Genomic DNA, 26,907 nt, shown 5'->3' on the forward strand with positions numbered 1-26,907 from the left:
AATTTGTTGCATGATTCGAGACGCCAATCCGGCGGCTTCTCATGTGTCGGGTAGTGGGGTCCGGCAGAGCCTTGTATGCGTTGCTCGCCGCCTTTCTTCCTCAGTAGCTGTTTCTCGTACCGCGTGCACCGCAACAGGGGCGTACGCGAACGCCTCCTCATGACTGACGGGAAGAGATTTCTCCATGGACTTGCTTGAACTGGACGTAGCCCGCGACCTCCACCCGGTGGATGTCATCGAGCACGTCGCGAACATGAACGACTGGTCGTTCGAGCGCACCGGAGACGACGAGATCGCCATCTCGGTCGCCGGGACATGGACCGACTACCATGTCTCGTTTTCATGGATGGAGGACTTCGAGGCGCTGCACCTTGCCTGCGCTTTTGACATCAAGGTTCCGGAGAACCGTGCACTGGAAGTGATGCGCCTTTTGTCGCTCATCAACGAGCAGATGCTTTTCGGGCATTTCGACCTGTGGGAGCAGGAGGGCGCCATCATGTTTCGCCAGGCGCTGCTGCTTGCCGGCGGGGCCGAGCCTACCAGCCAGCAGGTCGAGGTGCTTCTGTCCTCCGCTCTCGAAGCCTGCGAGTGCTACTTCCAGGCGTTCCAGTTCGTCGTCTGGTCCGGCTCGAGCGCGCGCGACGCCCTGTCGAACGTGCTGTTCGAGACCCAGGGTTCCTGCTGAAGGCTTTGCAGCGATGAGCGGCGACAACGCGTTGCGGCCCGAGATAACCTTTGCGGATTTCGATAGCATCGACATTCGCGTAGGCACCATCATTGCCGCCGAGCCCTATCCGGAGGCGCGCAAGCCCGCCATCAAGCTGCGCATCGATTTCGGCCCGGAGATCGGCGAGAAGAAGACTTCGGCGCAATTGACCCGGCACTACACGCCCGAGACGCTGACCGGACGGCAGGTAATGGCGGTGGTCAACTTTCCACCGCGCCAGATCGGCAAGTTCATGTCGGAAGTGCTGACGTTGGGCTTTCCCGACGAGGATGGCGAGGTGGTGCTGGCCGCCGTGGACAAGCCCGTGCCTAACGGCGGCAAGCTGTTCTGACCGAACCGCCATTTCCGGCGAGCAGGACGATGATCCACGAAGACGAATACGTTGCCGGCAACCCGCGCTTTGCAGGCAGCCGCCTGCTGGTCGTGCTGACCGGATGCTCAGGCGGCGGAAAGTCGACCTTGCTAGGCGAGCTTTCGCGTAGGGGCTACGAAGTGCGTCCCGAGGCCGGCCGGCAGGTGGTGCGCGAGCAGATGCATCTCGGTGGCGACGGCCTGCCCTGGGCCGATGTGCTGAAGTTTGCCGAACTGACCGCCTCGCGGACGATGTACCAGTTCAATATGGCGGTGCCCCAGGAGCGCCCGATCTTCTTCGACCGATCTCTGGTCGATCTCGTGTCTCATCTGAGGCTGAAGCAGCTTACGGTCCCGGCGTATCTCGACCGGGCCGTGCAGCTCTATCGCTACGCGCCCAGCGTTTTCGTCACGCCGCCGTGGCGCGAAATCTACGTGAACGAGGCCGAACGCTCGAAGACGTTCGAGGAAGCCTGTCTCGAGTACGAAGCTCTCGTTGTCGGGTATGAGGCGGCTGGCTATCTGCTTGTCGAGGTGCCGAGGCTCGAGGTCGGCAAGCGCGCGGATTTCATTATCGAGCGTCTGTGACGAGCGGGCGGCCTCAGGCTGGAATGCGGATCACGGCGCGAAGGCCGCCCGCAGGGCTGTCGTCCAGCGTGATGTCGCCGCCATGGCTGCGGGCGATGTCGCGGGCGATGGAGAGCCCCAGACCCGTGCCGCTTGCATCCTGATTGCGCGCATCGTCCAGCCGCACGAAGGGCTTGAACACGTCCTCGCGCTTGTCGGCCGGGATGCCGGGCCCATCGTCATCGACGATGATGAGCAGCGATCCGCGCGCGTGGGTGGCGACGATGTCTACGTTCTTCGCATAGCGGAAGGCGTTGCCGACAACGTTGCCGAGCAGGCGCGCGAACGCGTTGGGCCGAACGTGCACTTCCGGGCTGCCGGTCAGCGAGGTGGAGAGCCTGCGCCTGCGCAGCTTGGCTTCCTCGGAAAGCTTTTCGAGCAGCGCGGCAAGGTCCAGCAGCCCGGTGTCCTCGCCAGCCTCGCCGCGCGCAAAGGCGAGATAGCCTTCCAGCATTGACTGCATGTCGTCGATATCCTGATCGAGCGCTTCACGGTCCATCTTGCTGCCACCCAGCGCCAACTGGAGCTTGAAGCGGGTGAGGATGGTACGCAGGTCGTGGCTCACGCCGGTGAGCATCGCGGTCCGCTGCTCGATCTGGCGCTCTATGCGCTCACGCATCAGGATGAACGCAGCGCCGGCGCGGCGCACCTCGTCCGCGCCGCGCGGACGGAAGTCGCTAGGCATCGGCCGCCCCTTGCCGAAGCTCTCGGCGGCTTCCGCGAGGTTGAGGATGGGCCTGATCTGGTTGCGCAGGAAGGCGACCGCGATGGTCAACAGCACCAGCGACGTGCCTACCATCCACAACAGGAAGATGTGTGTGTTGGACGCGTAGGTCTGGCTGCGCCGCGCAAAGACGCGCAGCACCTTGTCCTCCAGCCGCACCCTGATCTCGACGATGTTTGAGTTGCCCACCGTGTCGAGCCAGTACGGGCGGTTGATCTGCTGGTTGATCTGTTCGCTGAGCGAATAGTCGAGGATCGAGAAGAACGGCTTCGGGCCGGGCGCCGGCAGCGGGTCGGGTGGCAATATGTCGATCTTGAGCTGCAGCCGGTCCTGCGCGATGCGGATCACGTCGGCATAGTTGTCGCCGGGCGGATAGGTCTCGATCATGTCGATGACGGCGGCGATGTCGCGGGTGACGGCGGCCGACAGGCGCTGGGTGACCGTCTGCCAGTGCCTTTCCATGAAAACGAAGGCAATGACCGACTGAAGCAGGATCATCGGCGCGATGACGATAATGAGCGAGCGCGCGTAGAGGCGCTTCGGCATGTGGCGGGCGACCAGCCGCCAGAAGCGCCCGAAGCCGCGCGAAAGCGCGCGGGGCAGGTTCGAGGAACGGTCAGCCTGCCTCGTCTCGTCTCGCGCCGTTATGTCGGAACTCGCCATCAGCCCTTTCCCGCGCCGCTTCCAGGGCACGGTTCAAGTCTATTCCACACTCAGCCTGTATCCAACACCGCGCACTGTCTGGAGCCAAACGGGGTTGGACGGGTCACGCTCGATCTTGCGGCGCAGCCGGTTGATCTGCACGTCGATGGTGCGTTCGCCCACTTCGGAGTCCGAGCCTACCAGCTCGTGGCGCGGGATGGTGTCGCCGGCACGCTCGGCGAAGATGGCGAGTATTTCCTGTTCGCGATCGGTGAGCTTCAGCACCTCGCCGCCCCTCTTCAGCTCGCGCCGCGAAATCTGGAACGTGTAGGGGCCGAAGACGATCTGCTCCAGCTTGGGCGTCTGCTGAGGGCCGCCCCGACGCAGGATGTTGTTGAGGCGCAGCAGCAGTTCCCGCGGATCGAAAGGCTTGGGCAGGTAATCGTCGGCGCCAGCCTCCAGCCCGGCGATGCGGCTGTCGGTTTCAGACAGGGCCGTCAGCATGAGTATCGGAACGTTCTTTTCCGTGCGCAGAGATTCGGTGAGCTGGACCCCCGTCTCGCCCGGCATCATCACGTCCAGCACGATGAGGTCGAAGTCGAGGCCCGTCAGCTTGCGCCGGGCTTCCGCCGCGTTGCCGGCCACCGTCACGCGATAGCCGTTCTCCGTCAGGAACTGTTTCAGCAGGGTACGGATGCGGGTGTCGTCGTCCACGACCAGCAGGTGAGGGGCGTCATCGCCGGGAATGTTCAAATCCTGCGTCATGGGCAAGTCCTTCAAATGCTGCGCGCCCCGTGGCGCAATCCTAGCCCGCCTCTCTCTCCCGGTCATCCCGGTAGTCGCCGTCAGCCACAGTTTCGCCTGCGATCTGAGCTCGCTGCTCCGGATTTACCATACCCATGAGGAACCGCTCGATGGCGCCGCGGTCTTGCGGGGCGGCCTCCGCCAGTGCCGCAGCGATGCGGCGGGATTGCGGCGCGGCCAGCGCCAGCGCCAGCGCGCGGCCCTTCGCTGTCGGATAGAGCTCGCGCTGCCGGCGGTCTCGCGGACCCTGAACCTGGATGATGTGGCCGGTGTCGATAAGCTGCTTGAGCACGCGCGCGAGGCTCTGCTTGGTGATCTTCAGCACTTCCAGCAGCTCGGCCACCGTAAGGCCGGGCCTGCGGTTGACGAAGTGGACGACGCGGTGATGCGCGCGGCCGAAGCCGTATTCTCCCAGGATCTGGTCGGGGTCCGACGTGAAGTCGCGATAGGCAAAGAAGAACAGCTCGATGATCGAGAAGTCGATGCCGTCCTCGCCCGTCAGTGCGGATTTGATCGGATCGCCGGCCCTGACTTCAGCCTTTGTCATGTCGCGCTCGTTGCTGCTGTCGCTCAATTTATGTCAGCCTTGTTGACATAAATTGGGGCGGATGGTAATTTTTGCCAAACTTTCGAGCCGAATGCGAACGAAAAGAAAAGCCGGGCACGGTTTACCCGGAACTTCCTTCAATCCGCCTCGCATCCGACGTAAAGTTGCGGTTCTGCACATCCGGTTAGGCGATCGTGCGCCGCGCGTCCAACAAAAACAGGGCTTTGGGCCTCTAGGGAGACATCTATGGCATCCGTTCCTTTCGACCAGCTTGACGGTCACATCTGGATGAACGGCGAATTCGTCAAATGGGCGGACGCGAAAATTCATGTGCTGACCCATGGCCTGCACTATGCCAGCGCGGTGTTCGAGGGGGAGCGGGCCTATGGCGGCGAAATCTTCAAGCTGACCGAGCACACAGAGCGGCTGCACGAATCCGCGCGCCTGCTGGGCTTCACCATTCCCTATTCCGTCGCCGAGATCGACGATGCGTGCCGCGACCTGCTGCGCATGCAGGGCTTCTCCGACGCCTATGTCCGCCCGATCGCGTGGCGCGGCTCGGAGATGATGGGCGTCTCGGCCCAAAACAACCGCATCAATTGCGCCATCGCCATCTGGCAGTGGCCGAGCTATTTCGATCCCGAGCAGCGTCTCAAGGGCATCAGGCTCGACATGGCCGAGTATCGCCGGCCCGATCCGCGTACCGCGCCGTCGAAGTCAAAGGCGGCGGGCCTCTACATGATCTGCACGCTCTCGAAGCATGCAGCAGAATCCAAGGGCTATGCCGACGCACTGATGCTCGACTGGCGCGGTCAGGTCGCGGAAGCCACGGGCGCAAACGTCTTCTTCGTCAAGGACGGCAAGATCCACACGCCCAAGCCCGACTGTTTCCTCGACGGCATCACCCGCCGCACCGTGATCGATCTTGCGCGCGCGCGCGGCATCGAGGTCATCGAACGGGCGATCATGCCGGAAGAGCTGGAGGGCTTCGAGCAGGCTTTCCTCACCGGCACGGCAGCGGAAGTGACGCCTGTTGCCGAGATCGGCCAGTACCGCTTTGTGGTCGGCGACATCGCCCGCACGCTGATGGAAGACTACATGGCCGAAGTTCAGCCGAAGCGTGCGGTAGCAGCCGAGTAAAGGTTGCCGCAGCACGGGGGATGGTTGTCCCCCGCGACACGCTCGGTAGCGTAGACGTCGGCGCGATCCTGACCGCCATCGTCGGCACAGTGATGAAGAACCGCGGCTGAGTTTCGAGAGTTTGCGTATGCGGGGCGGCTTGCGGGCCGCCCTTTTCGTTTCTGCTAGGGCGGTCTATGTCAGGCTGCAAAAGGAGACCGTCATGGGTGAATTGAGAGCCGGGATCGTTCCCGTCACGCCGTTTCAGCAGAACTGCACCATTCTGTTCGACGAAGCGGAGAAGCGGGGCGTGGTGGTAGACCCCGGCGGCGACGTTCCGCACATTCTTGCCGCCATCCGCGACAACGGGCTGACGATAGAGGCGATCTGGATCACCCATGGTCATATCGACCATGCCGGCGGCGCTATGGAGTTGAAGGAAGCGCTAGGCGTCGACATCATCGGCCCGCACAAAGACGATCAGCCGCTTTTGTCGCGCATTGAGGCACAGGCGCAGATGTACGGCATTCAGGGTGTGCGCGACTGCACGCCCGACCGATATCTGGATGAAGGCGAGACGGTTTCATTCGCCGGCCACGATTTCGAGGTGCTGCACTGCCCCGGCCATGCGCCGGGCCATGTCGTGTTCTACAACCGTGCCGCCAGGTTCGCGCATGTCGGCGACGTGCTGTTCCACCGCTCCATCGGGCGCACGGATTTGCCGGGCGGCGACCACGACACCCTTATCCGCTCGATCAAGGAAAAGCTGCTGCCTCTTGGCGACGATGTCGGCTTCATCTGCGGCCATGGGCCGGGAAGCCGTTTCGGCGACGAACGCCGCGAGAACCAGTTTCTGGTCTGATTGGCATGCTGCGGAGACGATCTCGCAGCAAAGCCGAAAACCCCGCCAGCCTGCATGGCGGGGTTCACAATCCGCATCGCGGACGGTTCACATGACTGTCAGGTTGACAGCCTTGGGGCCTTTGCCGCGCTTGTCGGGCTCGGTCTCGAACGACACCTTCTGGCCGTCCTCGAGGCCCGGCAGTCCCGATGCCTGAACGGCCGAGATATGGACGAAAACGTCCTTCTGGCCGTCATCCGGCGTGATAAAGCCGAAACCCTTGGCATGATTGAAGAATTTCACAGTTCCGCTCTGGGGCATGGGAAGCTCCTTATCTCCCACTGTTCATCTATTGCGGGGTGTCATTCCCGCACAATCTCGCGCCTTACCTGGGGGAGAAGAAACAGCTTTCCTCGCGTCGGGGTATTGCCGAAAGCCCTCTTGTTCACGCGGTCGTCCCGGTCAGCAGGGCCTTGAATGGTCTTGCTCTGTAGCACTGGCACCGGGGGGTATCCTATTCCAGTCTCCGGGCCGGCAAATGCCCGAACGGAAGAAATAGTCCTTCATTTTCGCGTTGCGGGCAAGCAAAAGATTTGCGCGACACGCCGATGAGCCTGCCGCCGTTCTTGCGTCCAAAGAACTGTATCTGGAATGCTTATGCCTGCCGCGTTTATGTCAGCCCGGCTGGAAGAAAACCGCCTCGGAAAACGTGAAATCGAGCGCGTCGCCTTCCGGTTGCCGCGTGGTCTGCACCGGCGCCGACTGTGCCCAGACGACGGCTTCCGGAAAGCCTTGGCGGTCGTCGCCCGGCAGCATCAGGAATGTCAGCCCCCGTGCCAGCAGATGTCGGGCGATCGGGCCGAGTGCGGCGCGGATGAACTGCCTGTCTCGCGCCAGCACGATCTGCGCGCCCGGCAGGCCGCGGCGGCGCAGCCTTGCGCAGATCAGCGGGTGGCAGATGCCGTCGAGTTCGACGCCTAAGGCCACGCAGCCCAGCGTTGCGTGTTCGTCGAGGAGGCGGCGGTGGCCGTCGCTTATCCGGCCCGTTGGAATGTCGTGCACCCGCAAGATCCGGGCGCTGCGGCCAGGGCGAAACGCCGCCGCCGGCAGGGGGATGACCAGCGCGCCATGCGAGCGGTCCTCAAACCCGACATTGCGGTTGATCTCGCGCATCGAAGGCGATGCGGTCAGGTCGGTGTAGTCGATGGCGGCATCGGCGGCCAGACGGCGCATCAGAAGCGCCGCCATCCATTCGTGTCCCGGCCGCAGGTAGAACGCCCCGAGATTGACGACCTTCTGCGGCGTTCCGGTATAGGCGGTGCGCGTGGAGGGTATGGTCAGGCAGATGCCGGCATCGGCGCCGCGGGCGGAGACGATCTGCCCAACCGAGGGCTCGCCGATATGCGACGCATAGGCAAGCAGGCGTTCCAGCCCGGCGCGCCAGGCCTCGGGCGAACGATCGGCAAAGCCTTCGGCCAGCAGCGTCACCGCAGCGTCGGTTTCGCCCGAATGGATCGGCCGCAGTTTCAAGTTTCCCCCCGGAACATTGCTTGACGGTTCATGTAGATGACAACGAATCTACCGTCGCGAATGTTCATATTACATTGAGGGGAACGGTCGCAAACCGCTTACGCGGCGACCCTGACGCGCATCGACAGCATCATTTCAAGATCGTGCAGCGTGTCGATCTGCAGGATGTCGAAATCCTCGTCGGCAAGGTCGATGCCGTAATCGGTTTCCAGCATGGTCAGGACTTCGGTCGCGGCCAGCGAATCCAGCCGGCCCGTCGAAAACAGGGCCTCGTGCTCGCCGACCGGCGGCAGGCCGCGATCCGCCATCACCGCGAATATGGTTTCCCTCAGGCGTGCGCTTGCAAGCTGTGTCATGCGATTGCTCCGGAAGTTGCGACGGCCAGCGCGGGACGGTCCTTCGGCTGGGTTTCGGTTTGCGAGGCGGCGTCGAGGGTCGCCGCCAGCGCCCTGCGGTCCACCTTGCCGTTGATGTTGACGGGCAGGGTATCGAGAATGCGGATCGGGTCCGGCATCATGTAGCGGGGCAGCGTCTTCAGAAGCGCGGCGGCGATCTCGTCGGCTGGCAGGGCGCTGTTGCAGAAGCCCACCAGCCCCTGCGCGGATCCGTCGATCACCGGCCACGCTACGACGGCCACCATGTCGGTGCCCGCCGCGCGGCGCAGGTGCATTTCCACTTCTTCCAACTCGATGCGGTTGCCCTTTACCTTGACCTGGTTATCGGTGCGGCCGAGATGGTGGAACACGCCGTTTTCGTCGCGCATGCCCAGGTCGCCGGTCAGATACCAGCGGCGGCCGTCTATCTTGCGGAAGCGGTCGGCCGTCTGCTCCGGCGCCCCGAAATAGCCAATCGCAAGCTGTGGGCCGGACAGTGCGATCTCGCCCGGCGTGCCGTCCACCAGCGGCTTCTGCCGGGCGTCGAGGATCGCGATGTCCATGTTTTCATAGGGCGTGCCGATTGCGACGATGCCGCGGCTGGGCGTGGTGACGGCGGGGGCGGTGAGGCGCTGGCGCATGCAGACCACAGTGCCTTCGGTGGGGCCGTAGATGTTCTCGACGACACCGTTAGGCGTCGCTTCTGCCCAGGCCCGCGCGGCCTCGACCGGCAGCGGTTCGCCGCAGAAGATGGAGAGGCGCAGGCTGGGAAACACGCCCGGCTTGAGCGACCTGTTCCGGCGCATCATGGCGACCAGCGTCGGCACCGACATCCATACCGTGAGGTTGCGTGCGCGCACGAACCGGCCGGGAGCCAGCATTTCGAGCGCCGAAAGCACATGCAGAGATGCGCCGGCTTCGACGCAAAGGAAAAGATTGTGCACGGTAAGGTCGAAAGTGACGTCGCAGGTCTCGGCCAGCCTGTCGTCGCAGGTGAGCTGCGTCCACAGCCTTGTCTGTTCCAGGTAGCTCGCCAGCGAGCCGGCCGAGATCATCACGCCCTTCGGCAAGCCCGTCGTGCCGGAGGTGAAGATGATGTAGGCAGTATCGTCCGCACCCACCTGCGCCGGTTCGCGCATTGGTCGGCTGCCGATGTCACCGAGGCGAACCACGTCCTTGCCGGACGGGGCTTCGATATCGCGCGCGCCGTCGGCGATGATGATCTGGCGGGGTGCCGCCTCCATCACGGCAGGCGTCAGCAGGCCGGCGCCCTTCGCGTCCACCACAAGCGCGTCCAGCTCCAGCATCCGCAGAAGCGCGACGATGCGTTCCTCCGGCCATTTCAGGTTCAGCGGGACGTAGGCCGCGCCAGCGAGGCCAGCGGCGAGGATGCCGGCATATGCCTCCATGCTACGCGTCGCGAGCACGCCGACGCGGCGCGGCCGCCCGCTTTCGCAGAGGTATCCGGCCAGCCGCGAGACGGTTTCACCCATCTCGCCGTAGGTCATGTCGCGTTCGGTATCGGAATAGAAGAGCCTGTCGGGATATTGCCCGACCGAGCGGAGGAAGCCGGCCGATATGTTGTAGGTCGCCGTCATCTGCGTTCCTCGTTCCGCCTGCCCTGTTGCAAGGATGAGTGGAAGAGAATTACCGCACCGGCCCACGCGCCCGCAACGTTAGCCTGTTCTTAACCTTAACCGCCGGCAGCTGTGGGTAGCGCCGCCGAACGTCCCTGCGAATCCTCCTGACACTAGGCTGGCGCCGCCGCCTGCTAGAAGGCGGGAATACACCCACCCGAGGAATTTCGATGCTCCAGGTCCACACCGTCCCCGCCCTCCTGCCGGTCGATACCGCTGTCGTGGAACTGCGCCAGTACACGCTCCATCCCGGCGCGAGGGAAACCCTCGTGGCGCTGTTCGACAAGGAGTTCGTCGAAACGCAGGAAGCGTGCGGCATGTCGGTTCTCGGCCAGTTTCGGGACCTCGACCGGCCCGACCATTTCGTCTGGCTGCGCGGGTTCGCCGACATGGACCGCAGGGCCGAGGCGCTCGCGGCATTCTACGACGGCCCGGTCTGGCGGCGGCACCGCGATGCAGCCAACGCGACGATGATCGATTCCGACGACGTGCTGCTTCTGCGCCCATCGGCTCCGGCCCCCATCGCGCTGTTGGACCGCGGGGATCGTCCTTCCGGTGCGTCTGAACTGCCGGGCTCCGTTTTCGAGGCTGTGATCTGCCCGGTTGCGCCCGAGGAACTGGACGCCTTCGCCCAATGGTTCGCTTCCGAGATGGAGCCGGCGTTGAACGAAGCCGGCGGGGATGTCGTGGCCAGCTTCGTCACCGAGCCTGCACGCAACACCTATCCGCGCCTGCCCGTGCGGGAAGATGCTTCCGTCTTCGTCTGGCTCGCACAGCTGAAGGCGGGAAGCCCGCTGCTGCACCCTGAGCAGTCGCGGGTGGGCGCTGCCCTTTCGCGTGAACTCGCCGGTCGCACCGAACCCGTCCGTCTGCGCCTTGCGCCGACTGCCCGGTCGCTGTTGCGCTAGATCTTCGGCAACACCTCTTCGGCAACTGTCTTGCGATAAAGATGCCACGTGGCGTGGCCGAGAATGGGGATCACCACCACAAGCCCCGCAAAGAGCGGCAGGCTGCCCAGAAACAGCAGGATCGCCACGATCAGCCCCCAGCAGAGAATTTGCAGGGGATTGGCCATGAAGACCCGCGCCGAGGTGTGGATGGCCGACCATGCGCCGACATCGCGGTCGATCAGCAGCGGGAAGGCGACCACCGTCGTGGACAGTACGATCACCGCGAAGACGAAGCCGATCGTGTTGCCGACGATGATGAGCGACCAGCCGCCGGCAGTCCCGAACAGTTGCGACAGGAAAGCCGGGATCGATGCGGGCGGCTGCGACCCCATCAGTGAGACGTAGAGAGCCTGAGCCACCAGCAGCCACGCAATGAAGATCGCGAAAAGCATGAGGCCGACGGCCGCGATGGAGGGCAGGGCGGGCGAGCGGCGCAGTTCCAGCGCATGCCGCCATGAGGTTTCCATGCCCAGTTCGCGCCTGCGGCTGATCTCGTAAAGGCCGATCGCTGCGAAGGGTCCAATCAGGGCGAACCCGGAGGCCAGCGGGAACAGCATCGGCAGGGCGTTGCCGCCCGATGTCCATGCGGCCAGCACGACGCCGATCAGCGGATACATGACGATGATGAACATGATGTGCGAGGGCTTCGCCATGAAGTCCTCGCGCCCGGCGCGCAGGCAATCGTACAGATCGCCGATATCGATGGTGCGTACCGCCGGGTAGGCCGTAGAGCCCTGTGCTCCCGCGTAGACGTGAAAGTTCGCCATGACCGTTCCTCCAACCGCTTGCGCGATTGTGGGTTTCGATACCCGGCCACCTCTGCCACTCACACCCGCCCGGGACGGTGGCCGTTTCGACCCACAACCCGTTGAGCCCCAGACATAGCACGATCGTCGCGCCGCGTCGCTGGCGATGCTGCGATTTCGTTGGCTTGCGGCGCGTGGCGATAGTATCTTTGGCCGTCCAGCGGGGGCTTTCGCGATGAATGCCGACGACTACATGCCGGACGCCGCGACGGTAGCGGCGATCGAGAAGGATATCGCAAACTACAATACAAGACGTGCGCATGCCCGACGCGAAATCGACCGTCGGATGCCGATGTTGCTTGGGCTTTACGCGCTCGGCTGCTTCGCGGCCTTTGTGCTTCTCCTTGCCAACTTCGGGTCGCTGCCGGAGAAGCTGGCGATGTTCCTGCTCGTGGGTGGCGGCATCGGCGCGATAGCGGGCGGCGTAGGCGTGGCGAACCATGCGCGTCGGCCGGGTGTCGACACGCAGCAGCAGTTTCGCAATCACATGCTGCCGGTGCTGTTCGGCTTCGTGGAGAACCTGCGCTACTCGCAGGGATACGAGCCGCGCAGCTTCTCGCGCATGCCGGATGCCGTGAAGGGGAGCTTCAACAAGAAGACCTTCGGCGACATCATCACCGGCAGGCTGGGGGACAAAAGGTTCGAGATTTACGAGACGACGCTGGTCTACAACAGCAAGAACAGTTCGACCGTGGCGTTCAAGGGCCTGGTCCTGGGGTGCGGCACGGCGGAGGAAATGCCGGGCACGCTCGTTGCGGTGCGCCGTCCGCCCTCCGGCTTCAAGCAGTCGGTAGACGCGCTGATGCGCTCTTTGAGCGGGCTTTTCGGCGGCCAGCGGCTGGAGACGGTGCTGAGCCGCAGTCGTCTCGACAACACCTACGAGTTTATCACCGACAGGCCGGACGAGGCGAGGGCGCTGCTGAAGGGCCGCACCGGCGAAGTTCTGGCCTGGGTGAACCAGACATGGCGCAGCGACAGGCCGCGACTGGCCGTGCGGCGCGCCGAACTTTTCGTCCTGCTGCCCAGCACGAAGGACTTCTTCGAACTGCCACCGCTGGAAAGGCCGCTCGACTATGGCGCGCATCTGGCTCCGATGGTTCGCGACTTCGCCTCGCTTCTGGCCATCGTGGAGGAGGTGCAGCGCGGCCCGCTGCCGGTGCCTGATCCCGACGAGGTCCAGGCGGCGGCGCTAACTGAAGAGCCGGCGGCAGCTGCCGAGGAAGGTTTCGTGCGGCTTCTCGACGACGTGCCGCCGGTAGATAACAAGAACTGATCGGTCCCCCCGAAGTGTCGAGCATGGCTGGACCAACAAATCCTTGTGTTTGTATCGGTTTCGTGCGATGAGTGCAGTGTTCGGGCATTTGCTGACCCGGAGACTGGACCGTTAAGGACGACCTTTCCCCGACATTGTGAACTCTCGACGATCCGCGATCCTGCGCATGTCGCGCAGACGCAGCTTACCAAAGGGAACAGGAGTTTTCCCCCCATGGCCCAGACCGGCACCGTAAAATTCTTCAATGCAACCAAGGGCTTCGGCTTCATCACGCCGGATGACGGCGCGAAGGATGTGTTCGTCCACATTTCCGCAGTCGAGGCCTCTGGCCTGCGCACCCTCGTCGACGGCCAGAAGGTCTCGTTCGACGTGGAGCCCGACCGCATGGGCAAAGGCCCGAAGGCGGTCAACCTTTCCGCAGCCTGATTGCGGCTTGCGCCGGTTCCACCGGCGCGCTTGCGATTGAGAAAGCGGCGCGAGCCATCGCGCCGCTTTTCTTTTATTGCCGTGTATGCTGACACCCTCCTGTCAGCAGCCGGTGGTGGCCTGCAGCCAGTTCCGCGACGCCTCTTTCCATTCGTCCTGACTCTGCCCATATTCCGGCCATGGCCAAAGCTCCCGACAAGAAGACCGCTTCGCGCGCGAATGACGACGCGTTCGGCGCCCGTTCGCGCAAGAGTCCGCTGACGGACTATCTCGACGCTTCCGAACCGCTCCATCGAGACGGTTTCGGCGAGACGGCGCAAACAGAGTTTCAGGGGGCTCCGCTGACAGGTTCCGTTTCCGATTGGGCCGAGCAGATCGCGCAGGAGGCCGACAAGGGGGCACCGAAACCTGCCCGGAAGATACCCGAGCGTTCGTCCGCGCCCACGCGCTCGGCGCGCGGCACGTCGATGGGCGGGGCAGCCTCGCCGAAGGAGCGCGCGGCCGCGGGCCTAAACCCGGTCGCCGGTCTCGACATCGCGCTTGAGGATGTGGAGAAGCTTTCCTCGTCGGGTGTGACCGCCACGGTCGCAGCACTGTCGCGGCTGATCGAGACGGGCGATCCCAATCTGCGCAAGGAGGCGTGGGTTCCCCACCGTCCCGCCCGCCCCGACAAGTCGGAAGGCGGCATCGAGCTGCGCATGGAGACGCCGTTCAAGCCATCCGGCGACCAGCCGACGGCCATCGCCGATCTCGTCAGCGGCGTGAAGGAGCTCGATCGAACCCAGGTGCTGCTGGGCGTCACCGGCTCCGGCAAGACGTTCACGATGGCCAAGGTGATCGAGGAAACGCAGCGCCCGGCGCTCATCCTCGCGCCCAACAAGACGCTGGCGGCCCAGCTCTACGGCGAGTTCAAGAGCTTCTTCCCCAACAACGCGGTCGAGTATTTCGTCTCCTACTACGACTACTACCAGCCCGAGGCCTACGTACCGCGCTCGGACACCTATATCGAGAAGGAATCGTCCATCAACGAGCAGATCGACCGCATGCGCCACTCGGCGACGCGCTCGCTGCTGGAGCGCGACGATGTCATCATCGTCGCCTCGGTGTCGTGCATCTACGGTATCGGCTCGGTCGAGACCTACACGGCCATGACCTTCCAGATGGAAGTGGGCGACAGGCTCGACCAGCGCCAGCTTCTGGCCGATCTTGTGGCGCAGCAGTACAAGCGGCAGGACATCAACTTCACGCGCGGCTCGTTCCGCGTGCGCGGCGACACGCTCGAACTGTTCCCCGCGCACCTTGACGATCGGGCATGGCGCATCACGCTGTTCGGCGACGAGATCGAGGCGATCACCGAGTTCGATCCGCTGACCGGGCACAAGACCGGCGACCTCAAGAGCGTCAAGATCTACGCGAACTCGCACTACGTGACGCCGCGGCCGACGCTCAACCAGGCGATCAAGTCGATCAAGGAAGAGCTCAAGTTCCGCCTCGTCGAACTGGAGCAGGCCGGGCGGCTGCTGGAGGCGCAGCGGCTGGAGCAGCGCACGCGCTTCGATCTTGAGATGCTGGAGGCGACCGGATCCTGTGCCGGCATCGAGAACTATTCGCGCTACCTGACCGGCCGTGCACCAGGCGAGCCGCCGCCGACGCTGTTCGAATATGTGCCCGACAACGCCATCGTCTTCATCGACGAAAGCCACGTAACGGTGCCGCAGATCGGCGGCATGTATCGCGGCGACTTCAGGCGCAAGGCGACGCTGGCCGAATACGGCTTCCGCCTGCCGTCGTGCATGGACAACCGGCCATTGCGCTTCGAGGAGTGGGACGCGATGCGCCCGCTTACCGTCGCGGTGTCGGCGACGCCTGGCGGTTGGGAGATGGAACAGTCGGGCGGCGTCTTCGCCGAGCAGGTCATCCGCCCCACCGGCCTGATCGACCCGCCGGTGGAGGTGAGGCCCGCCCGTTCGCAGGTGGACGACGTGCTGGGCGAAATCCGCGAAACCATCGCCAAGGGTTATCGCACACTCTGCACCGTGCTCACCAAGCGCATGGCCGAGGAACTGACGGAGTATCTGCACGAGCAGGGCGTGCGCGTCCGCTACATGCACTCCGACATCGACACGCTGGAGCGTATTGAAATCCTGCGCGATTTGCGGCTCGGCGCGTTCGACGTGCTCGTCGGCATCAACCTGCTGCGCGAGGGCCTCGACATTCCCGAATGCGGCTTCGTGGCGATCCTCGATGCCGACAAGGAAGGTTTTCTGCGTTCCGAGACATCGCTGATCCAGACCATCGGGCGCGCAGCGCGCAACGTCGACGGCAAGGTCATTCTCTACGCCGACAACATAACGGGCTCGATGGAGCGTGCGATGGCGGAGACCAACCGCCGCCGCGAGAAGCAGCTCGCCTATAACGAGGAGCATGGTATCACGCCCGAGAGCGTGAAGAAGAACATCGGCGACATCCTCAATTCGGTCTACGAGCGCGACCACGTGCGCCCGGACATCTCCGGTGTCACCAAGAGCGGCCAACTCGTCGGCAACAACCTCAAGGCGCATCTGGAGCATCTGGAAAAAGAGATGCGCGACGCAGCGGCCGATCTCGACTTCGAGCGCGCGGCGCGGCTGCGAGACGAGGTCAAGCGCTTGCGTGAGACCGAGCTTGCCATCGCAGACGATCCGCTGGCACGCGAGGTCGAGATGGAGAGCCCGGATTCGGGACGGCGCAAGGGCCAGCACAACAAGGGCAAGGCACGACACCGCACCGTCGGTGACGATGGCGGCCTGTTCCGCAAGCCGGACCTCGACGAGATGGGCACCTCCGGCGATCATTCGACGCCGGCTGGCAGCAGCCTTTTCAGGAAGAACACGCTGGACGAGATGACCGTCGGCCGGACCGAGAAGCCGGTGCGGGGGCACGTGCCGGCCAAGCCCGATCTCTCGCGTACATCCGAGGAGGAGGCCAAGCCCGTCCGGCGAGAGCGTGCCGGTATTGGGTCTTATGAAGATCCGGCTGATGCGCGCAAGGAGACGCGCAGGTCAAGAAAGACCGGCAGGCCGGGCCGCTGAGACAAGTTCGCTGGAGAACGCCCTGCGTTTGCGGGCGTAGTGCCTTAGGGCAGGGGACGCATCAGGCGTTGCTGTATTCCGAAAGGCCGGCGCTGACCATGTTCAGCGGCAGCCTGCTACCGCCGCGATAGGCCGCGACGACACGCTCGGCTACGGCATCGCGCCGCGCTTTTTCGCGCGAGGTAACGCCCAGTTCCCGGCACACAGCCTCGATGATGGGTTGCATGGTCGCGAGCTCCTGCTGCGAAAGGACATTGCCTGTCGCGCGCCCGCCTTTCATAATCGTTACAGCCGAAGGCATCCTGGCGTTCCTCTCCCAATCGCAGCCTTCGCTGCGCTTTGCATGCCCGTTCCGCCATTAATTTTTTCAGTGTATGCCGATTTTCGGCCGCATCAAGGCGAGATTCGCCGATTCTGCGGTCGAAAGGCGGGTGTGACGCATTTGCCGCACGGCAGTGGAGCTCAAGTCGGTTCCCCAATGCCCGCTGGACCAGTTCATTCATCTTTGCCGGCTTTGATTTCGGGTGCGCCAGCGTGCTAATCCGCGACTGCACTCCATCTTCCGGCGTTTCGATGCTCCGCACAAATCAAACTGCTTCTGAGGGCCCGCTGCGAGCGAGGCGTCCGTGACCGCGACCGTCTTCGCCGCCGTCCTCCTGGCCGCGGCCATGCACGCGACATGGAACGCCCTGCTCAAAGTGAGGCTCGATCGCTTCGCCGCGGTGTCGCTGATGAGTTTCGGCATGGGCGTGGCGGTGCTGCCGGCGCTGCCGTTCGTTGACGTGCCGTCCGGCATCACCTGGATGTGGATCGCGATCTCCGTCGTCCTGCATATCGGCTACAACTATTTTCTCGCGCGCGCCTACGAGACGGGCGATCTCGGGCAGGCCTATCCGCTCGCACGCGGGACGGCGCCGCTGCTGACGACCGTCGGCGGACTCGTCCTGATCGGCGAGGTACCGGGCGCGATTGCGGTCGGCGGCATCCTGCTGCTTTGCGCGGGCACATTCGTCATGTCGCTGCGCGGCGGGTCGCTGCAAGGGTTCGGCGGGCGGCCGGTCGTCTACGCGCTGCTCACCTCGGTCTTCATCGCGGGGTACACCCTCGCCGACGGGTCGGGCGCACGCTCGGCGTCTACCGCCATCAGCTATATCGTCTGGCTCTTCGTGCTGGAGGGCATCGCCGCCATCGCCTCATGCTTCATGATCCGCGGCACCAAGACGATCCGCATCATGCTCCCGGAATGGAAGATTTGCCTCTTCGCCGGACTGCTCAGCGCACTCGGCTACGGCATCGTCATCTGGGCGATGACCAAGGCCCCGATCGCGGCGGTCGCCGCGCTGCGCGAAAGCTCGATCCTGTTTGCGATGGTGCTGTCCGTCGTCATGCTGGGCGAGACGATGACGCGCTGGCGCGTCGCTGCTGCGCTGCTGATCGTCGGGGGCGTGGTTGCGCTCCGGCTCGGCTAGCTACTCCAAAAACGCTCATGCGCGACGGATACATTCTCGTCATGATGCGTTGCTAGCAATCGTGTTCCACGACTGAGGGGATTCCATTCATGAAGATCGCGGTTCTCGGTGGCGACGGTTTCATCGGCTGGCCGACCTGCCTTCACCTTTCGGATGCTGGCCACGACGTCCACATTCTCGACAACCTGTCGCGCCGGTGGATAGACACCGAACTGGGCGTGCAGTCGCTCACCCCGATGGACTCGATACAGGAGCGCACGCGCATCTGGTATCAGGAGACCGGGCGGCGCATCCACTTCCACCTGATCGACCTTGCCCGCGATTACGAAATCCTCAAGGGCTGGCTGGCGGCAGAGAGGCCGGACGCCATCGTCCACTTCGCCGAGCAGCGCGCCGCGCCCTATTCGATGAAAAGCGACCGGCACAAGAACTACACGGTCAACAACAACGTCAACGCGACGCACAACCTGCTCAACGCGCTGGTTGAAACCGGGCTCGACGCGCATCTGGTGCATCTCGGCACCATGGGCGTCTACGGCTACTCGACGGTCGGCGCAGCGATTCCCGAGGGCTACCTGCCGGTCGGTGTCGATACGATGGCGGGCGAGACGGTCAAGCAGGACATCCTCTATCCCGCCAATCCCGGCTCGATCTACCATATGACCAAGTGCCTGGATCAGCTTCTGTTCCAGTTCTACGCGAAGAACGACAGCCTGCGCATCACCGACCTGCATCAGGGCATCGTGTGGGGTACCCATACCGCGCAGACCCGCCGCCACGTCCAGCTCATCAACCGCTTCGACTATGACGGCGACTACGGCACGGTGCTCAACCGCTTTCTGATCCAGGCCGCGATCGACTATCCGCTGACGGTCCATGGCAGCGGCGGGCAGACGCGCGCCTTCATCCACGTCCAGGACTCGGTGCGCTGTATCGAGCTTGCGCTGCAGAACCCCCCGACACGCGGCGACCGCGTGAAGATATTCAACCAGATGACCGAGACCCATCGCGTTCGCGATCTGGCCGAGATGATCTCGCGCCTCACCGGCGCGCGCATTGCCTGGCTGCCCAACCCCCGCAAGGAGGCGGCGGAGAACGATCTGGTGGTACACAACGAGCAGTTCCTCGAGCTTGGTCTCAAGCCGATCACGCTGGAGGAGGGGTTGCTGGAAGAAGTCATCGACGTGGCAAAGAAATACGCCTACCGCGTCGACCGCAGCCGCATCCCGGCCGTATCCGCCTGGACGAAGGATATCGCGCCGGTGATCGAGCGCGACCCGGAAGGCAAGCGGCTGAAGAGTGTGAGCTAGGGCGCGGCCCTTATTTGCATGATACCCCGCTACGCCTACGCCACTCTCGTCACCAATGCGGACTACGCGCTCGGGGCGACCGCGCTTATGCGGTCGCTCAGGTTGACGGGCACGGACGCCGACCTTGTCGTGATGCACACCGGTGGCGTGGACGAAGCCGCGCTACGGCCCCTGGCGGCTCTCGGCGCGCGGCTTTACCGCGCCGACCTGCTGCCGACCTCCGACGCCTTCAACGAAAGGCACCAGCGCGCCCGCATTCATGCGGGCAACCCTTTCACCAAGGGCCGAAAGCCGGGTTTCCACACCCCGCTCGATAATTTCGCCAAGCTCAGGCTGTGGGAGTTGGAGGAATACGAGCGCGTCGTCTTCATCGACGCCGACGCCGTCGTGGTGCGCAACATCGACCGGCTGTTCCTCTACCCCGAATTCAGCGCCGCGCCGAACGTCTACGAAGGCCTAGCCGACTTTCACCGTCTCAATTCCGGCGTTTTCGTCGCCAAACCTTCGCCCGTGACATTCGACGCCATGCTCTCCCGCCTAGACGCGCCCGACGCCTACTGGCCGCGCACCGACCAGACGTTCCTGCAAAGCTTCTTCCCGCACTGGCACGGCATGCCGGTGTTCTACAACATGCTCCAGTATGTGTGGTTCAACCTGCCCGAGCTGTGGGACTGGAAGTCGGTGCACGTCGTGCACTATCAGTACGAGAAGCCGTGGGAGGCCGACCATCCTAAGTCTGCGATGCTCGCCCCCCTCATCGATCTCTGGAAAGCCTATCTCGCCGGCGAAGCACCGGATGTCGACCGACTGCCCAACCCGAAGCCCAGTGCAGTGAAGGAGTAGCGATGCCGACCACGCTGGTTTCCGGCGGTGCGGGTTATGTGGGGCGGTTCATTGTCAATGCGTTGATCGAAGGCGGCCACGACGTCGTCGTGATGGGGCGCAGCCAGCCGGCGGCGGAGCTGTTCATCGCTCCGGTGCGTTTCGTGGAAGGAACGCTCGACGCCGCGCGCGACCAGACTGCAAGCTTTGCCGGCGTGGAGCATTTCGTGCACGCCGCGTTCGACCATGTTCCCGGCCGCTACCGGGGCGGCGAGGGCGACGATCCTGCGGGTTTCCGGGCACGCAACGTGGATGGCTCCATCGCCCTGTTTCAGCAGGCGAAGGCAGCGGGCATCAAGCGCGCGGTCTTCATCTCGTCGCGCGCCGTTTACGGAACACAGCCGCCCGGATCGCTGCTTTCCGAGGAGACGTCGCCGCACCCCGATACGCTCTATGGCGACGTCAAACTGACGGTGGAACGGCGCCTTCATGCGCTCTCCAACGCGGCGTTCGTCACCGCTTCTCTTCGTGTCACCGGCGTATACGGTCCTGCGGGACCCGGCCGGCCGGACGACAAATGGACCCTGCTGATCCGCGACTGGCTCGCCGGCAAGCCGATCGAGCCGCGCGTCGGCAGCGAGGTTCATGGGAAGGATGTCGGCAGGGCGGTGGCTCTCATGCTGGACGCGCCCAGGGACGAGGTCAGCGGCGAGGTCTTCAACGTCTCGGACCTGATGGTCGATCGAAGCGACGTGCTGGCCGCGGCACAGCAGGCAACCGGCGCTTCCCTGCCGCTTCCGCCGCTGGCGGATGCCTCCCGCTTCAACCGGATGCAGACCGACAAGATTGCAGCGCTTGGCTGGCGGCCGGGCGGGGCGAAACTGATGCGCGAGACCGTGCGCGGGCTGGCGGAGCGGCTCAAGGTCGTGACCTGACGAACGTTCACATGGTGATTCAACAAACTGCGATGTTGAATCGCATCTTTCGCGCAAGCGACTGATTTTGCTCGATTATGGAACCAGCGCTTTCGGCGCCATGTCGAGATGCAGATGCGATCCATGATAGGGGTGCGCCTCGCACACGGCCTCGTCCAGTTCGACGCCCAGCCCCGGCTCGGCCGAGGGTATGACGTGCCCGTCCTGCCATTCGATCTTCTTCTTCAGCAGGGTGGCGTGGAAGCCGTCCCACTGTTTCAGCGATTCCAGAATGAGGAAGTTCGGCAGCGTTACCGCAAGCTGGATGTTGGCCGCGCCCACAATCGGGCCGCAATAGCAGTGCGGCGCGATCTGGATGTGGAACGCCTCCGCCATCGCCGCGATCTTCTTCGTCTCCAGAATGCCGCCTGAGCGTCCCAGATCAGGCTGGAGGATGGTCGCGGCGCGGTTCTCGATGACGCGCGCGAACTCCCACTTGGTGGTCAGCCGCTCGCCGGTGGCGATGGGGATCGACGTGCCGCGCGCCACCTGTGCCATCACTTCCGGCATGTCGGGGGGCACCGGCTCCTCGAACCACAGCGGATCGTAAGGCTCTATCGCGCGCGCCATGCGCAGCGCGCCCGACGCCGTGAACTGGCCGTGCGTGCCGAACAGGATATCCGCCCTGGTGCCTACGGCATCGCGGATGGCCTTCACCATGCGCGCGGACGTGTCTATGTCGACCAGCCGCGGCTGGTGACCGTCGAAGGCGGTGTACGGCCCTGCGGGATCGAGCTTGACCGCGTCGAAGCCCTGCCGGACATATTCCGCCGCGCATTCGGCTGCCAGTTCCGGGTCGTTGTAGACGTTGCGGTCGGGGTTGTCGGCTTCCGACGGCACCACGCTGCCCTCGTGCGGATAAAGGTAGGTATAGGATCGCAGCGTCTCGTGCACGCGCCCGCCCAAAAGCATGTAGACCGGCTTTCCGGCTTCCTTGCCGATGATGTCCCAGCACGCCATCTCCAGCGCCGAAACGCAGCCCATCATCGAGATGTCGGGGCGTTGAGAGAAGCCGGAAGAATAGGCGCGGCGGAAGAAGGTCTCGATATCGTGCGGGTCGCGCCCGACAAGGTAGCGTTCCGCGCAATCCTCGATCATCTTTGCCGTAACATGGGGGCCGAACGTGGCGCTGTAGGCCTCGCCGTAGCCGACCACGCCGCCGTCCGTCGTCAGTTTCACGAAGATGAAATAGCGGCCGCCGATGCCGGGGGGCGGGTTGCCGACAACCCATGTCTTGACGTCGGTGATCTTCATGCGTTGTCCTCCAGCACCATTTCGCCGCCTTTCCAGCCGGTCATGATCGCGGCGGCGTTGGTGTTGCCAGACACGACGTTCGGAAAGACCGAGGCGTCGATCACGCGCAGCCCTTCCAGACCATGCACCTTCAGGCGCGGCGAGACCACCGCGGTGGCAGCGTCCGGCCCCATACGGCAGGTGGAGACGGGATGGTAGACCGTGCCCGAGCGCTTGCGGAAATCCTCGATCAGGTCCTCGTCACTGCGGATGGACGGGCCGGGCAGCACTTCCTCGTCGATCGCCTCAGCGATTGCCGGGGCCGCGGCTATCGTGCGCAGGAACTTCACTGCCGCCAACATCTCTGCAACGTCGTGATCCGTCGAAAACGCGTTGGCGACGATCTTCGGGTGCTCCTGCGGGTCGGTGGAACGGATGGTGATCGCGCCGCGGCTGGTAGGGCGGCAGTTCGACAGGCCGATGGAAAAGCCCGGCCATGGGTCGGGTGACAGGATCGGCCGCTCGCCGGGCTTCGGCAGCACGGTCGAGAACGCCTGGAAATAAAGCTGCATGTTGGGGCGGGCGAGAGCGGGGTCGGTGCGGAAGAACCCACCGCCCTGGTTCATGCTCATCGACAGCGGCCCGTTGCGCAGCAGCAGATAGCGCGCGCCCACCAGCATCTTGCCCCACCACGGCCTCAGAAGCTGGTTCAGCGTGGCCGACTTCGCGCGCCATGTGTAGTTGATGCCCTGATGGTCCTGCAGGTGCGCGCCTACATTGTCATTGGCTTCCAGCACGGAAATCCCGTTGTCGCGCAGCAGCGCGGCAGGGCCGATGCCCGAAAGCTGAAGAAGCTGCGGCGAATTGATGGAGCCACCCGAGACGATGACCTCTCGCCCCGCGCGCGCCTCACGTTTGTGGCCGCCTTGCAGATATTCGACGCCGACCGCGCGCCTGCCCTCGAAAAGGATGCGCGTCGCCAGCGCCCCCGTCTCGACATGCACGTTGGCGCGCTTCATCGCCGGGCGCAGGAACGCGCGCGCCGCAGACATGCGCCGTCCGTTGCGGGTGGTGATCTGGTAGACGCCGACGCCTTCCTGCCGCTCGCCGTTGAAATCGGGATTGAGCGGCAGCCCAGCCTGCTGCACGGCCTGAAGGTAGAGGTTGCACAGTGGGTGGACGAAGCGCGTCAACTCGGTCACATGCACCGGGCCGCCGCGCCCGCGCCACGCATCCTCGCCGGCCTCGTTGTCCTCTATGGCCTTGAAGAGGGGAAGCACGTCGTCATAGCCCCATCCGGGGTTGCCCGCATCGCGCCAGTCGTCGAAATCCTCGCGCTGACCGCGCACCCACACCATGGCATTGATGGAGCTGGACCCGCCCAGCACCTTGCCGCGCGGCCAGTGGTCGGCATTGCCCGCCAGCCCCGGATCGGGCTCTGCGCGATAGTTCCAGTTCACGGCCGGGTCGAAGAACGTCTTGCCGTAGCCCAGCGGCATCTGGACGAAGAAGCGCCGGTCGCTTCCGCCGGCTTCCAGCACAAGCACCGTATGCCTGCCGCTGGCCGAAAGCCGCTCGGCAACAACCGAGCCCGCCGACCCCGAGCCGATCACGATGAAATCGAACTGCTTCATGAAACGATTGCGGCGAGCGCGCTAACCCCTTGTGTTTTGAGTCAGCTTAGCCTTTCAAGAGCTTGTGCGTCACGGGCGCATTCCGTCACCGCTTGTGAAAAATGCGACCGGCGGTTACCCATGCGTTCAGCCATGAACGAGGAGCATCCATGAACCGCAACGACGTCAATCCTGTCGGCGAACTCACGCTGCGTACGCTGGCGATGCCCGCCGACGCCAATGCCGCCGGCGACATCTTCGGCGGTTGGGTCATGGCGCAGATGGACCTTGCCTGCGGCATCCGCGCTGCCGAGCGGGCCAGGGGCAGGGTGGTGACGGCGGCGGTGAAGGAGATGGCTTTCGCCAAGCCGATGAAGGTGGGCGACACGCTTTGCGTCTATATCGACATCACCAGGGTCGGCCGCACCTCCATGACCCTGCGCGTCGAGGCGTGGGCCCAGCGCTACCTCTCCGACCTGATGGAGCGCGTCACGCACGCGGATTTCGTCATGGTCGCGCTCGATGGCGAGGGCAAGCCCAAGCCGGTCCCCGCAGAGGGCTGAACTCAGGGCCTATCCCTGTGCCCCGTCGAAGCGTGCGCGTGCATCGTTGATGCGCTGGATGTTCGTGCGCGCCCAGCCGGCCAGCGCGTGCACGGGCGCGCGCAGTTCGCGGCCCAGTTCGGTCAGTTCATAGTCCACACGGGGTGGGATGGTGGGATAGACGGTCCGCGTCACCAGCCCGTCGCGCTCCAGCCCGCGCAGCGTCGTCGTCAGCATCTTCTGCGAGATGTTACCGATCAGCCGGCGCAACTCGTTGAAGCGCATCGGCCCCTCGCTCAGATGCTCGACCACCAGCACCGTCCACTTGTCGCCGACCCGGGACAGCACGTCACTCACGGCCTGGCAGGCGGTTTCGTCACGGTGACTCAGTGTCAACAAAGTGCCTCCTTGTGCGGCGCAATACCAGTTTCATATATAGCCCCAGTATCTAACGGATACCAGAATCCCGCGAAAGGATAACACAATGGCAAAGCCAAAGATTGGGGTAATCATCGGTTCCACGCGCCCGGGCCGCTTCGGCGACAAGCCGGCGGAGTGGGTCGCAGAGCTTGCGAAGGCAACCGGTGAGTTCGACGTCGAGATCATCGATCTGCGCGACTTCCCGCTGCCGTTCTTCGACGAGCAGGCTTCCCCGGCATGGGCGCCCTCGCAGGCCGACGGCGCCAAGGCTTGGCAGGACAAGGTCGCCAGCCTCGACGGCTACATCATCACTGCTGCCGAGTACAATCGGAGCCCCACCGGCGTTCTCAAGAACGCGCTCGACTACGCCTATAACGAGTGGAACAACAAGCCGGTCGCGTTCGTCGGCTATGGCGGCGTCGGCGGCGCACGCGCGGTAGAGCAGCTGCGCCTGATCTCCGTCGAGTTGCAGATGTCCCCGATCCGCAACGGCGTCCACATCGTATGGGCCGACTATGCGCAGGTCGCTTCCGGCGACAAGAAGCTTTCCGATTTCGCCCATCTCAACCAGGCAGCCGGCGACATGCTGAAGCAGTTCTCCTGGTGGGTCAAAGCGCTCAAGACCGCGCGCGACAACGACACGGCGACCGCCAAGGCTGCCTGATCCTGATTTCGAAAGGCACGACGCGGAGCAGACCTCCCCTCCGCGTCGTGCCTTTTTCTTATTGGTTGGGCATCATCTCGCGGTGAATCTTCACCGCACGCGAGGCAAGCACCTTGTCGATACGGCGGCCGTCGAGGTCGACGACCTCGAAACGCCAGCCATGTGCCTCCACATATTCGCCGGTCTCGGGCAGGTGGTGCATGTGGGAAAGCACGAAGCCTGCAAGCGTCTCGTAGTCCCGCTTCTCCGGCAGCCTGATCGTCAGCAGATCGGCCATCTCGTCCGTCGGCAGGTAGCCCGCCAGCAGCCACGACCCGTCCTCGCGCTGAACCGCTGCCGGCTCGTCGCCGACGTCCAGATCGGACTTGAATACGCCGGTGATCGTTTCGAGGATGTCGGCGGGCGTCACCACGCCTTCGAAATCGCCGTACTCGTCATGCACGAGCGCGATCGGGATATCCGCTTCCTTGAGCGTCGTCAGCACGTCGAGCGCATCCGCGTTGTCGTGGACGATCGGCGCCGGACGAACCAGCGCGGCGAGGTCGAAGGTCCGCCTGCCGATAAGCATCGCCAGCGCGTCGCGCGTGCGGATGACGCCGATCATCTTGTCGACGCTGCCTTCGGCCACCGGCACCACCGAATGGCTGGTTTCGATGAGCTTTCTGCGCAGGTTGGCCTTGCTGTCGAGGCTGTCGAGCCAGTCGACCTCGGTGCGCGGCGTCATGATCGCACGGACGCTCCGGTCGGCCAGCCGCATCACGCCGGCAATCATCTTGCGCTCGTCGCTCTCGACCACGCCGTGGCTCTCCGCTTCCGCGATCAGGCTGGCAATTTCCTCGTCCGTGACCTTCGTTTCGCTTTCCTCGCCCTGGCCGAGCAGGCGCAGCACGAACTTGCCGGATACGTCGAGCAGCCACACCAGCGGCGCGCCGACGATGGAGAGCAGGCGCATCAGCGGCGCAACGCGCGAGGCGACCGCCTCGGGGTTGCGCAACGCGATCTGCTTGGGCACCAACTCCCCGATGATCAGCGAACCGTAGGTGATGATGGCGACCACTGAGCCGACGCCAAGCGTGCCAGCGAGGCCCGGCGACACCCCGGCCTCCGTCAGCCAGGCCGTCAGACGCAGGCCCAGCGTCGCGCCCGAAAAAGCGCCAGACAACACGCCGACAAGCGTGATGCCGATCTGTACCGTGGACAGGAAGCGGCCCGGGTTCGAGGCCAGCTTAGCTGCGGTCGCGGCTCCCGACTGGCCCCGGTCGGCCATCGCCTTGAGGCGTGAGGGCCGGGACGAAACCACTGCGAGTTCCGACATGGCAAGAAGGCCGTTGATGCAGATGAGTACAACGACGACGGCAATTTCAATTGTGAGCATGCCATCGCAATAGCATCGGCAATCGCGTCAGGCGAC

28 protein-coding genes are annotated in these 26,907 nt (G+C 64.2%); 15 read left to right on the forward strand and 13 right to left on the reverse strand.

Annotation, left to right across the window (positions count from 1 at the left end; genetic code table 11):
• The first annotated feature begins 184 nt into the window (after window positions 1–184).
• The 3 genes from FY036_RS17185 to FY036_RS17195 are packed head-to-tail and all read left to right on the forward strand — an operon-like array spanning window position 185 to window position 1,666.
• Window positions 185–685 carry a type III secretion system chaperone family protein gene (locus tag FY036_RS17185; RefSeq protein WP_148915991.1) on the forward strand — a complete coding sequence of 167 codons (501 nt, stop codon included), beginning with the start codon at window positions 185–187 and terminating at the stop codon, window positions 683–685.
• Window positions 686–698: 13 nt separating this feature from the next.
• Window positions 699–1,058 (forward strand): tRNA-binding protein, encoded by a 360-nt coding sequence (locus FY036_RS17190; protein ID WP_148915992.1) that lies wholly within the window; start codon window positions 699–701, stop codon window positions 1,056–1,058.
• A gap of 29 nt (window positions 1,059–1,087) precedes the next feature.
• Window positions 1,088–1,666 carry an AAA family ATPase gene (locus FY036_RS17195; protein ID WP_148915993.1) on the forward strand — a complete coding sequence of 193 codons (579 nt, stop codon included), beginning with the start codon at window positions 1,088–1,090 and terminating at the stop codon, window positions 1,664–1,666.
• Between the two features lie 13 nt (window positions 1,667–1,679).
• Here the strand turns inward: FY036_RS17195 and FY036_RS17200 are convergent, their stop codons facing one another.
• From FY036_RS17200 to FY036_RS17210, 3 genes are all read right to left on the reverse strand, one after another.
• Window positions 1,680–2,975 carry an ATP-binding protein gene (locus FY036_RS17200; protein WP_235897714.1) on the reverse strand — a complete coding sequence of 432 codons (1,296 nt, stop codon included), beginning with the start codon at window positions 2,973–2,975 and terminating at the stop codon, window positions 1,680–1,682.
• Between the two features lie 156 nt (window positions 2,976–3,131).
• Window positions 3,132–3,836 (reverse strand): response regulator, encoded by a 705-nt coding sequence (locus FY036_RS17205; RefSeq protein ID WP_148915995.1) that lies wholly within the window; start codon window positions 3,834–3,836, stop codon window positions 3,132–3,134.
• 40 nt (window positions 3,837–3,876) lie between these two features.
• A complete protein-coding gene (locus FY036_RS17210; protein ID WP_148915996.1) occupies window positions 3,877–4,422 on the reverse strand; it encodes a MarR family winged helix-turn-helix transcriptional regulator in 546 nt (181 codons plus the stop codon).
• Window positions 4,423–4,668: 246 nt separating this feature from the next.
• On the opposite strand from FY036_RS17210, the gene FY036_RS17215 reads away from it, so the two are divergent.
• Window positions 4,669–5,562, forward strand: a complete 894-nt coding sequence (locus FY036_RS17215) for a branched-chain amino acid aminotransferase (protein ID WP_148915997.1) — start codon at window positions 4,669–4,671, stop codon at window positions 5,560–5,562.
• A gap of 202 nt (window positions 5,563–5,764) precedes the next feature.
• A complete protein-coding gene (locus tag FY036_RS17220) occupies window positions 5,765–6,403 on the forward strand; it encodes an MBL fold metallo-hydrolase (protein WP_148915998.1) in 639 nt (212 codons plus the stop codon).
• 87 nt (window positions 6,404–6,490) lie between these two features.
• Here FY036_RS17220 and FY036_RS17225 read toward each other — a convergent pair whose 3' ends face one another.
• From FY036_RS17225 to FY036_RS17240, 4 genes are all read right to left on the reverse strand, one after another.
• A complete protein-coding gene (locus FY036_RS17225; protein ID WP_148915999.1) occupies window positions 6,491–6,703 on the reverse strand; it encodes a cold-shock protein in 213 nt (70 codons plus the stop codon).
• A 354-nt stretch (window positions 6,704–7,057) separates the two neighbouring features.
• Entirely contained in the window at window positions 7,058–7,912 is an 855-nt protein-coding gene (locus FY036_RS17230; RefSeq protein WP_148916000.1) for a hypothetical protein, read from the reverse strand.
• A gap of 98 nt (window positions 7,913–8,010) precedes the next feature.
• Window positions 8,011–8,268 carry a phosphopantetheine-binding protein gene (locus FY036_RS17235; RefSeq protein WP_148916001.1) on the reverse strand — a complete coding sequence of 86 codons (258 nt, stop codon included), beginning with the start codon at window positions 8,266–8,268 and terminating at the stop codon, window positions 8,011–8,013.
• Window positions 8,265–9,884: an AMP-binding protein gene (locus tag FY036_RS17240; protein WP_148916002.1), complete on the reverse strand. Its 1,620-nt coding sequence runs from the start codon at window positions 9,882–9,884 to the stop codon at window positions 8,265–8,267. The genes FY036_RS17235 and FY036_RS17240 overlap by 4 nt, the downstream gene beginning before the upstream one ends.
• 209 nt (window positions 9,885–10,093) lie before the next feature.
• Here FY036_RS17240 and FY036_RS17245 point away from each other — a divergent pair, with 209 nt between their 5' ends.
• Complete coding sequence (locus tag FY036_RS17245; protein WP_148916003.1) at window positions 10,094–10,831, forward strand: NIPSNAP family protein; 738 nt, start codon at window positions 10,094–10,096, stop codon at window positions 10,829–10,831.
• Here FY036_RS17245 and FY036_RS17250 read toward each other — a convergent pair.
• Window positions 10,828–11,640 (reverse strand): DUF2189 domain-containing protein, encoded by an 813-nt coding sequence (locus tag FY036_RS17250; protein ID WP_148916004.1) that lies wholly within the window; start codon window positions 11,638–11,640, stop codon window positions 10,828–10,830. The genes FY036_RS17245 and FY036_RS17250 overlap by 4 nt on opposite strands.
• Before the next feature lie 214 nt (window positions 11,641–11,854).
• Here FY036_RS17250 and FY036_RS17255 point away from each other — a divergent pair, with 214 nt between their 5' ends.
• The 3 genes from FY036_RS17255 (at window position 11,855) to uvrB (ending at window position 16,449) form a co-directional block, all read left to right on the forward strand.
• The gene (locus tag FY036_RS17255; protein WP_161601158.1) at window positions 11,855–12,952 is read left to right on the forward strand and encodes a DUF3137 domain-containing protein; all 1,098 of its coding nucleotides are present in this window, start codon (window positions 11,855–11,857) and stop codon (window positions 12,950–12,952) included.
• A 213-nt stretch (window positions 12,953–13,165) separates the two neighbouring features.
• Window positions 13,166–13,378: a cold-shock protein gene (locus FY036_RS17260; protein ID WP_148916006.1), complete on the forward strand. Its 213-nt coding sequence runs from the start codon at window positions 13,166–13,168 to the stop codon at window positions 13,376–13,378.
• Between the two features lie 179 nt (window positions 13,379–13,557).
• Window positions 13,558–16,449, forward strand: a complete 2,892-nt coding sequence (gene uvrB / locus FY036_RS17265) for an excinuclease ABC subunit UvrB (protein WP_148916007.1) — start codon at window positions 13,558–13,560, stop codon at window positions 16,447–16,449.
• A 61-nt stretch (window positions 16,450–16,510) separates the two neighbouring features.
• Here the strand turns inward: uvrB and FY036_RS23820 are convergent, their stop codons facing one another.
• Complete coding sequence (locus FY036_RS23820) at window positions 16,511–16,675, reverse strand: hypothetical protein (RefSeq protein ID WP_161601159.1); 165 nt, start codon at window positions 16,673–16,675, stop codon at window positions 16,511–16,513.
• Between the two features lie 400 nt (window positions 16,676–17,075).
• Between FY036_RS23820 and FY036_RS17270 the strand changes: the two genes are divergently transcribed.
• From FY036_RS17270 to FY036_RS17285, 4 genes are all read left to right on the forward strand, one after another.
• Window positions 17,076–17,918 (forward strand): EamA family transporter, encoded by an 843-nt coding sequence (locus FY036_RS17270; RefSeq protein ID WP_148916008.1) that lies wholly within the window; start codon window positions 17,076–17,078, stop codon window positions 17,916–17,918.
• An 89-nt stretch (window positions 17,919–18,007) separates the two neighbouring features.
• Window positions 18,008–19,228 (forward strand): NAD-dependent epimerase/dehydratase family protein, encoded by a 1,221-nt coding sequence (locus FY036_RS17275; protein WP_148916009.1) that lies wholly within the window; start codon window positions 18,008–18,010, stop codon window positions 19,226–19,228.
• A gap of 18 nt (window positions 19,229–19,246) precedes the next feature.
• Complete coding sequence (locus FY036_RS17280; RefSeq protein WP_148916010.1) at window positions 19,247–20,071, forward strand: glycosyltransferase; 825 nt, start codon at window positions 19,247–19,249, stop codon at window positions 20,069–20,071.
• A gap of 2 nt (window positions 20,072–20,073) precedes the next feature.
• Window positions 20,074–20,985: an NAD-dependent epimerase/dehydratase family protein gene (locus FY036_RS17285; RefSeq protein WP_148916011.1), complete on the forward strand. Its 912-nt coding sequence runs from the start codon at window positions 20,074–20,076 to the stop codon at window positions 20,983–20,985.
• A gap of 75 nt (window positions 20,986–21,060) precedes the next feature.
• Here FY036_RS17285 and FY036_RS17290 read toward each other — a convergent pair whose 3' ends face one another.
• Both FY036_RS17290 and FY036_RS17295 read right to left on the reverse strand, forming a co-directional pair.
• A complete protein-coding gene (locus FY036_RS17290; protein ID WP_148916012.1) occupies window positions 21,061–22,278 on the reverse strand; it encodes a mandelate racemase/muconate lactonizing enzyme family protein in 1,218 nt (405 codons plus the stop codon).
• A complete protein-coding gene (locus FY036_RS17295; protein ID WP_148916013.1) occupies window positions 22,275–23,891 on the reverse strand; it encodes a GMC family oxidoreductase in 1,617 nt (538 codons plus the stop codon). The genes FY036_RS17290 and FY036_RS17295 overlap by 4 nt, the downstream gene beginning before the upstream one ends.
• A 149-nt stretch (window positions 23,892–24,040) precedes the next feature.
• Between FY036_RS17295 and FY036_RS17300 the strand changes: the two genes are divergently transcribed.
• Complete coding sequence (locus FY036_RS17300) at window positions 24,041–24,433, forward strand: acyl-CoA thioesterase (RefSeq protein WP_148916014.1); 393 nt, start codon at window positions 24,041–24,043, stop codon at window positions 24,431–24,433.
• Between the two features lie 9 nt (window positions 24,434–24,442).
• On the opposite strand, the gene FY036_RS17305 is transcribed toward FY036_RS17300, so the two are convergent.
• Entirely contained in the window at window positions 24,443–24,808 is a 366-nt protein-coding gene (locus tag FY036_RS17305; protein ID WP_235897703.1) for a winged helix-turn-helix transcriptional regulator, read from the reverse strand.
• An 88-nt stretch (window positions 24,809–24,896) separates the two neighbouring features.
• Between FY036_RS17305 and FY036_RS17310 the strand changes: the two genes are divergently transcribed.
• Window positions 24,897–25,496 (forward strand): NADPH-dependent FMN reductase, encoded by a 600-nt coding sequence (locus tag FY036_RS17310; RefSeq protein ID WP_148916016.1) that lies wholly within the window; start codon window positions 24,897–24,899, stop codon window positions 25,494–25,496.
• 58 nt (window positions 25,497–25,554) lie between these two features.
• Here the strand turns inward: FY036_RS17310 and FY036_RS17315 are convergent, their stop codons facing one another.
• Window positions 25,555–26,871, reverse strand: coding sequence for a hemolysin family protein (locus FY036_RS17315; protein WP_148916017.1), 1,317 nt, complete (start codon window positions 26,869–26,871; stop codon window positions 25,555–25,557).
• Window positions 26,872–26,907: the final 36 nt, after the last annotated feature.

The sequence above is a fragment of the Neoaquamicrobium microcysteis genome (assembly GCF_008180155.1).
Classification (GTDB): domain Bacteria; phylum Pseudomonadota; class Alphaproteobacteria; order Rhizobiales; family Rhizobiaceae; genus Aerobium; species Aerobium microcysteis.

Coding starts and splice junctions, on each gene's coding strand:
- FY036_RS17235 (WP_148916001.1), bottom strand. CDS start 8,268: ATGACACAGCTTGCAAGCGCACGCCTGAGGGAAACCATATTCGCGGTG.
- FY036_RS17185 (WP_148915991.1), top strand. CDS start 185: ATGGACTTGCTTGAACTGGACGTAGCCCGCGACCTCCACCCGGTGGAT.
- FY036_RS17220 (WP_148915998.1), top strand. CDS start 5,765: ATGGGTGAATTGAGAGCCGGGATCGTTCCCGTCACGCCGTTTCAGCAG.
- FY036_RS17210 (WP_148915996.1), bottom strand. CDS start 4,422: ATGACAAAGGCTGAAGTCAGGGCCGGCGATCCGATCAAATCCGCACTG.
- FY036_RS17295 (WP_148916013.1), bottom strand. CDS start 23,891: ATGAAGCAGTTCGATTTCATCGTGATCGGCTCGGGGTCGGCGGGCTCG.
- FY036_RS17260 (WP_148916006.1), top strand. CDS start 13,166: ATGGCCCAGACCGGCACCGTAAAATTCTTCAATGCAACCAAGGGCTTC.
- FY036_RS17245 (WP_148916003.1), top strand. CDS start 10,094: ATGCTCCAGGTCCACACCGTCCCCGCCCTCCTGCCGGTCGATACCGCT.
- FY036_RS17225 (WP_148915999.1), bottom strand. CDS start 6,703: ATGCCCCAGAGCGGAACTGTGAAATTCTTCAATCATGCCAAGGGTTTC.
- FY036_RS17250 (WP_148916004.1), bottom strand. CDS start 11,640: ATGGCGAACTTTCACGTCTACGCGGGAGCACAGGGCTCTACGGCCTAC.
- FY036_RS17255 (WP_161601158.1), top strand. CDS start 11,855: ATGAATGCCGACGACTACATGCCGGACGCCGCGACGGTAGCGGCGATC.
- FY036_RS17205 (WP_148915995.1), bottom strand. CDS start 3,836: ATGACGCAGGATTTGAACATTCCCGGCGATGACGCCCCTCACCTGCTG.
- FY036_RS17200 (WP_235897714.1), bottom strand. CDS start 2,975: ATGCCGAAGCGCCTCTACGCGCGCTCGCTCATTATCGTCATCGCGCCG.
- FY036_RS17300 (WP_148916014.1), top strand. CDS start 24,041: ATGAACCGCAACGACGTCAATCCTGTCGGCGAACTCACGCTGCGTACG.
- FY036_RS17310 (WP_148916016.1), top strand. CDS start 24,897: ATGGCAAAGCCAAAGATTGGGGTAATCATCGGTTCCACGCGCCCGGGC.
- FY036_RS17290 (WP_148916012.1), bottom strand. CDS start 22,278: ATGAAGATCACCGACGTCAAGACATGGGTTGTCGGCAACCCGCCCCCC.
- FY036_RS17275 (WP_148916009.1), top strand. CDS start 18,008: ATGAAGATCGCGGTTCTCGGTGGCGACGGTTTCATCGGCTGGCCGACC.
- FY036_RS17285 (WP_148916011.1), top strand. CDS start 20,074: ATGCCGACCACGCTGGTTTCCGGCGGTGCGGGTTATGTGGGGCGGTTC.
- FY036_RS17190 (WP_148915992.1), top strand. CDS start 699: ATGAGCGGCGACAACGCGTTGCGGCCCGAGATAACCTTTGCGGATTTC.
- FY036_RS17215 (WP_148915997.1), top strand. CDS start 4,669: ATGGCATCCGTTCCTTTCGACCAGCTTGACGGTCACATCTGGATGAAC.
- FY036_RS23820 (WP_161601159.1), bottom strand. CDS start 16,675: ATGCAACCCATCATCGAGGCTGTGTGCCGGGAACTGGGCGTTACCTCG.
- FY036_RS17280 (WP_148916010.1), top strand. CDS start 19,247: ATGATACCCCGCTACGCCTACGCCACTCTCGTCACCAATGCGGACTAC.
- FY036_RS17315 (WP_148916017.1), bottom strand. CDS start 26,871: ATGCTCACAATTGAAATTGCCGTCGTCGTTGTACTCATCTGCATCAAC.
- FY036_RS17240 (WP_148916002.1), bottom strand. CDS start 9,884: ATGACGGCGACCTACAACATATCGGCCGGCTTCCTCCGCTCGGTCGGG.
- FY036_RS17195 (WP_148915993.1), top strand. CDS start 1,088: ATGATCCACGAAGACGAATACGTTGCCGGCAACCCGCGCTTTGCAGGC.
- uvrB (WP_148916007.1), top strand. CDS start 13,558: ATGGCCAAAGCTCCCGACAAGAAGACCGCTTCGCGCGCGAATGACGAC.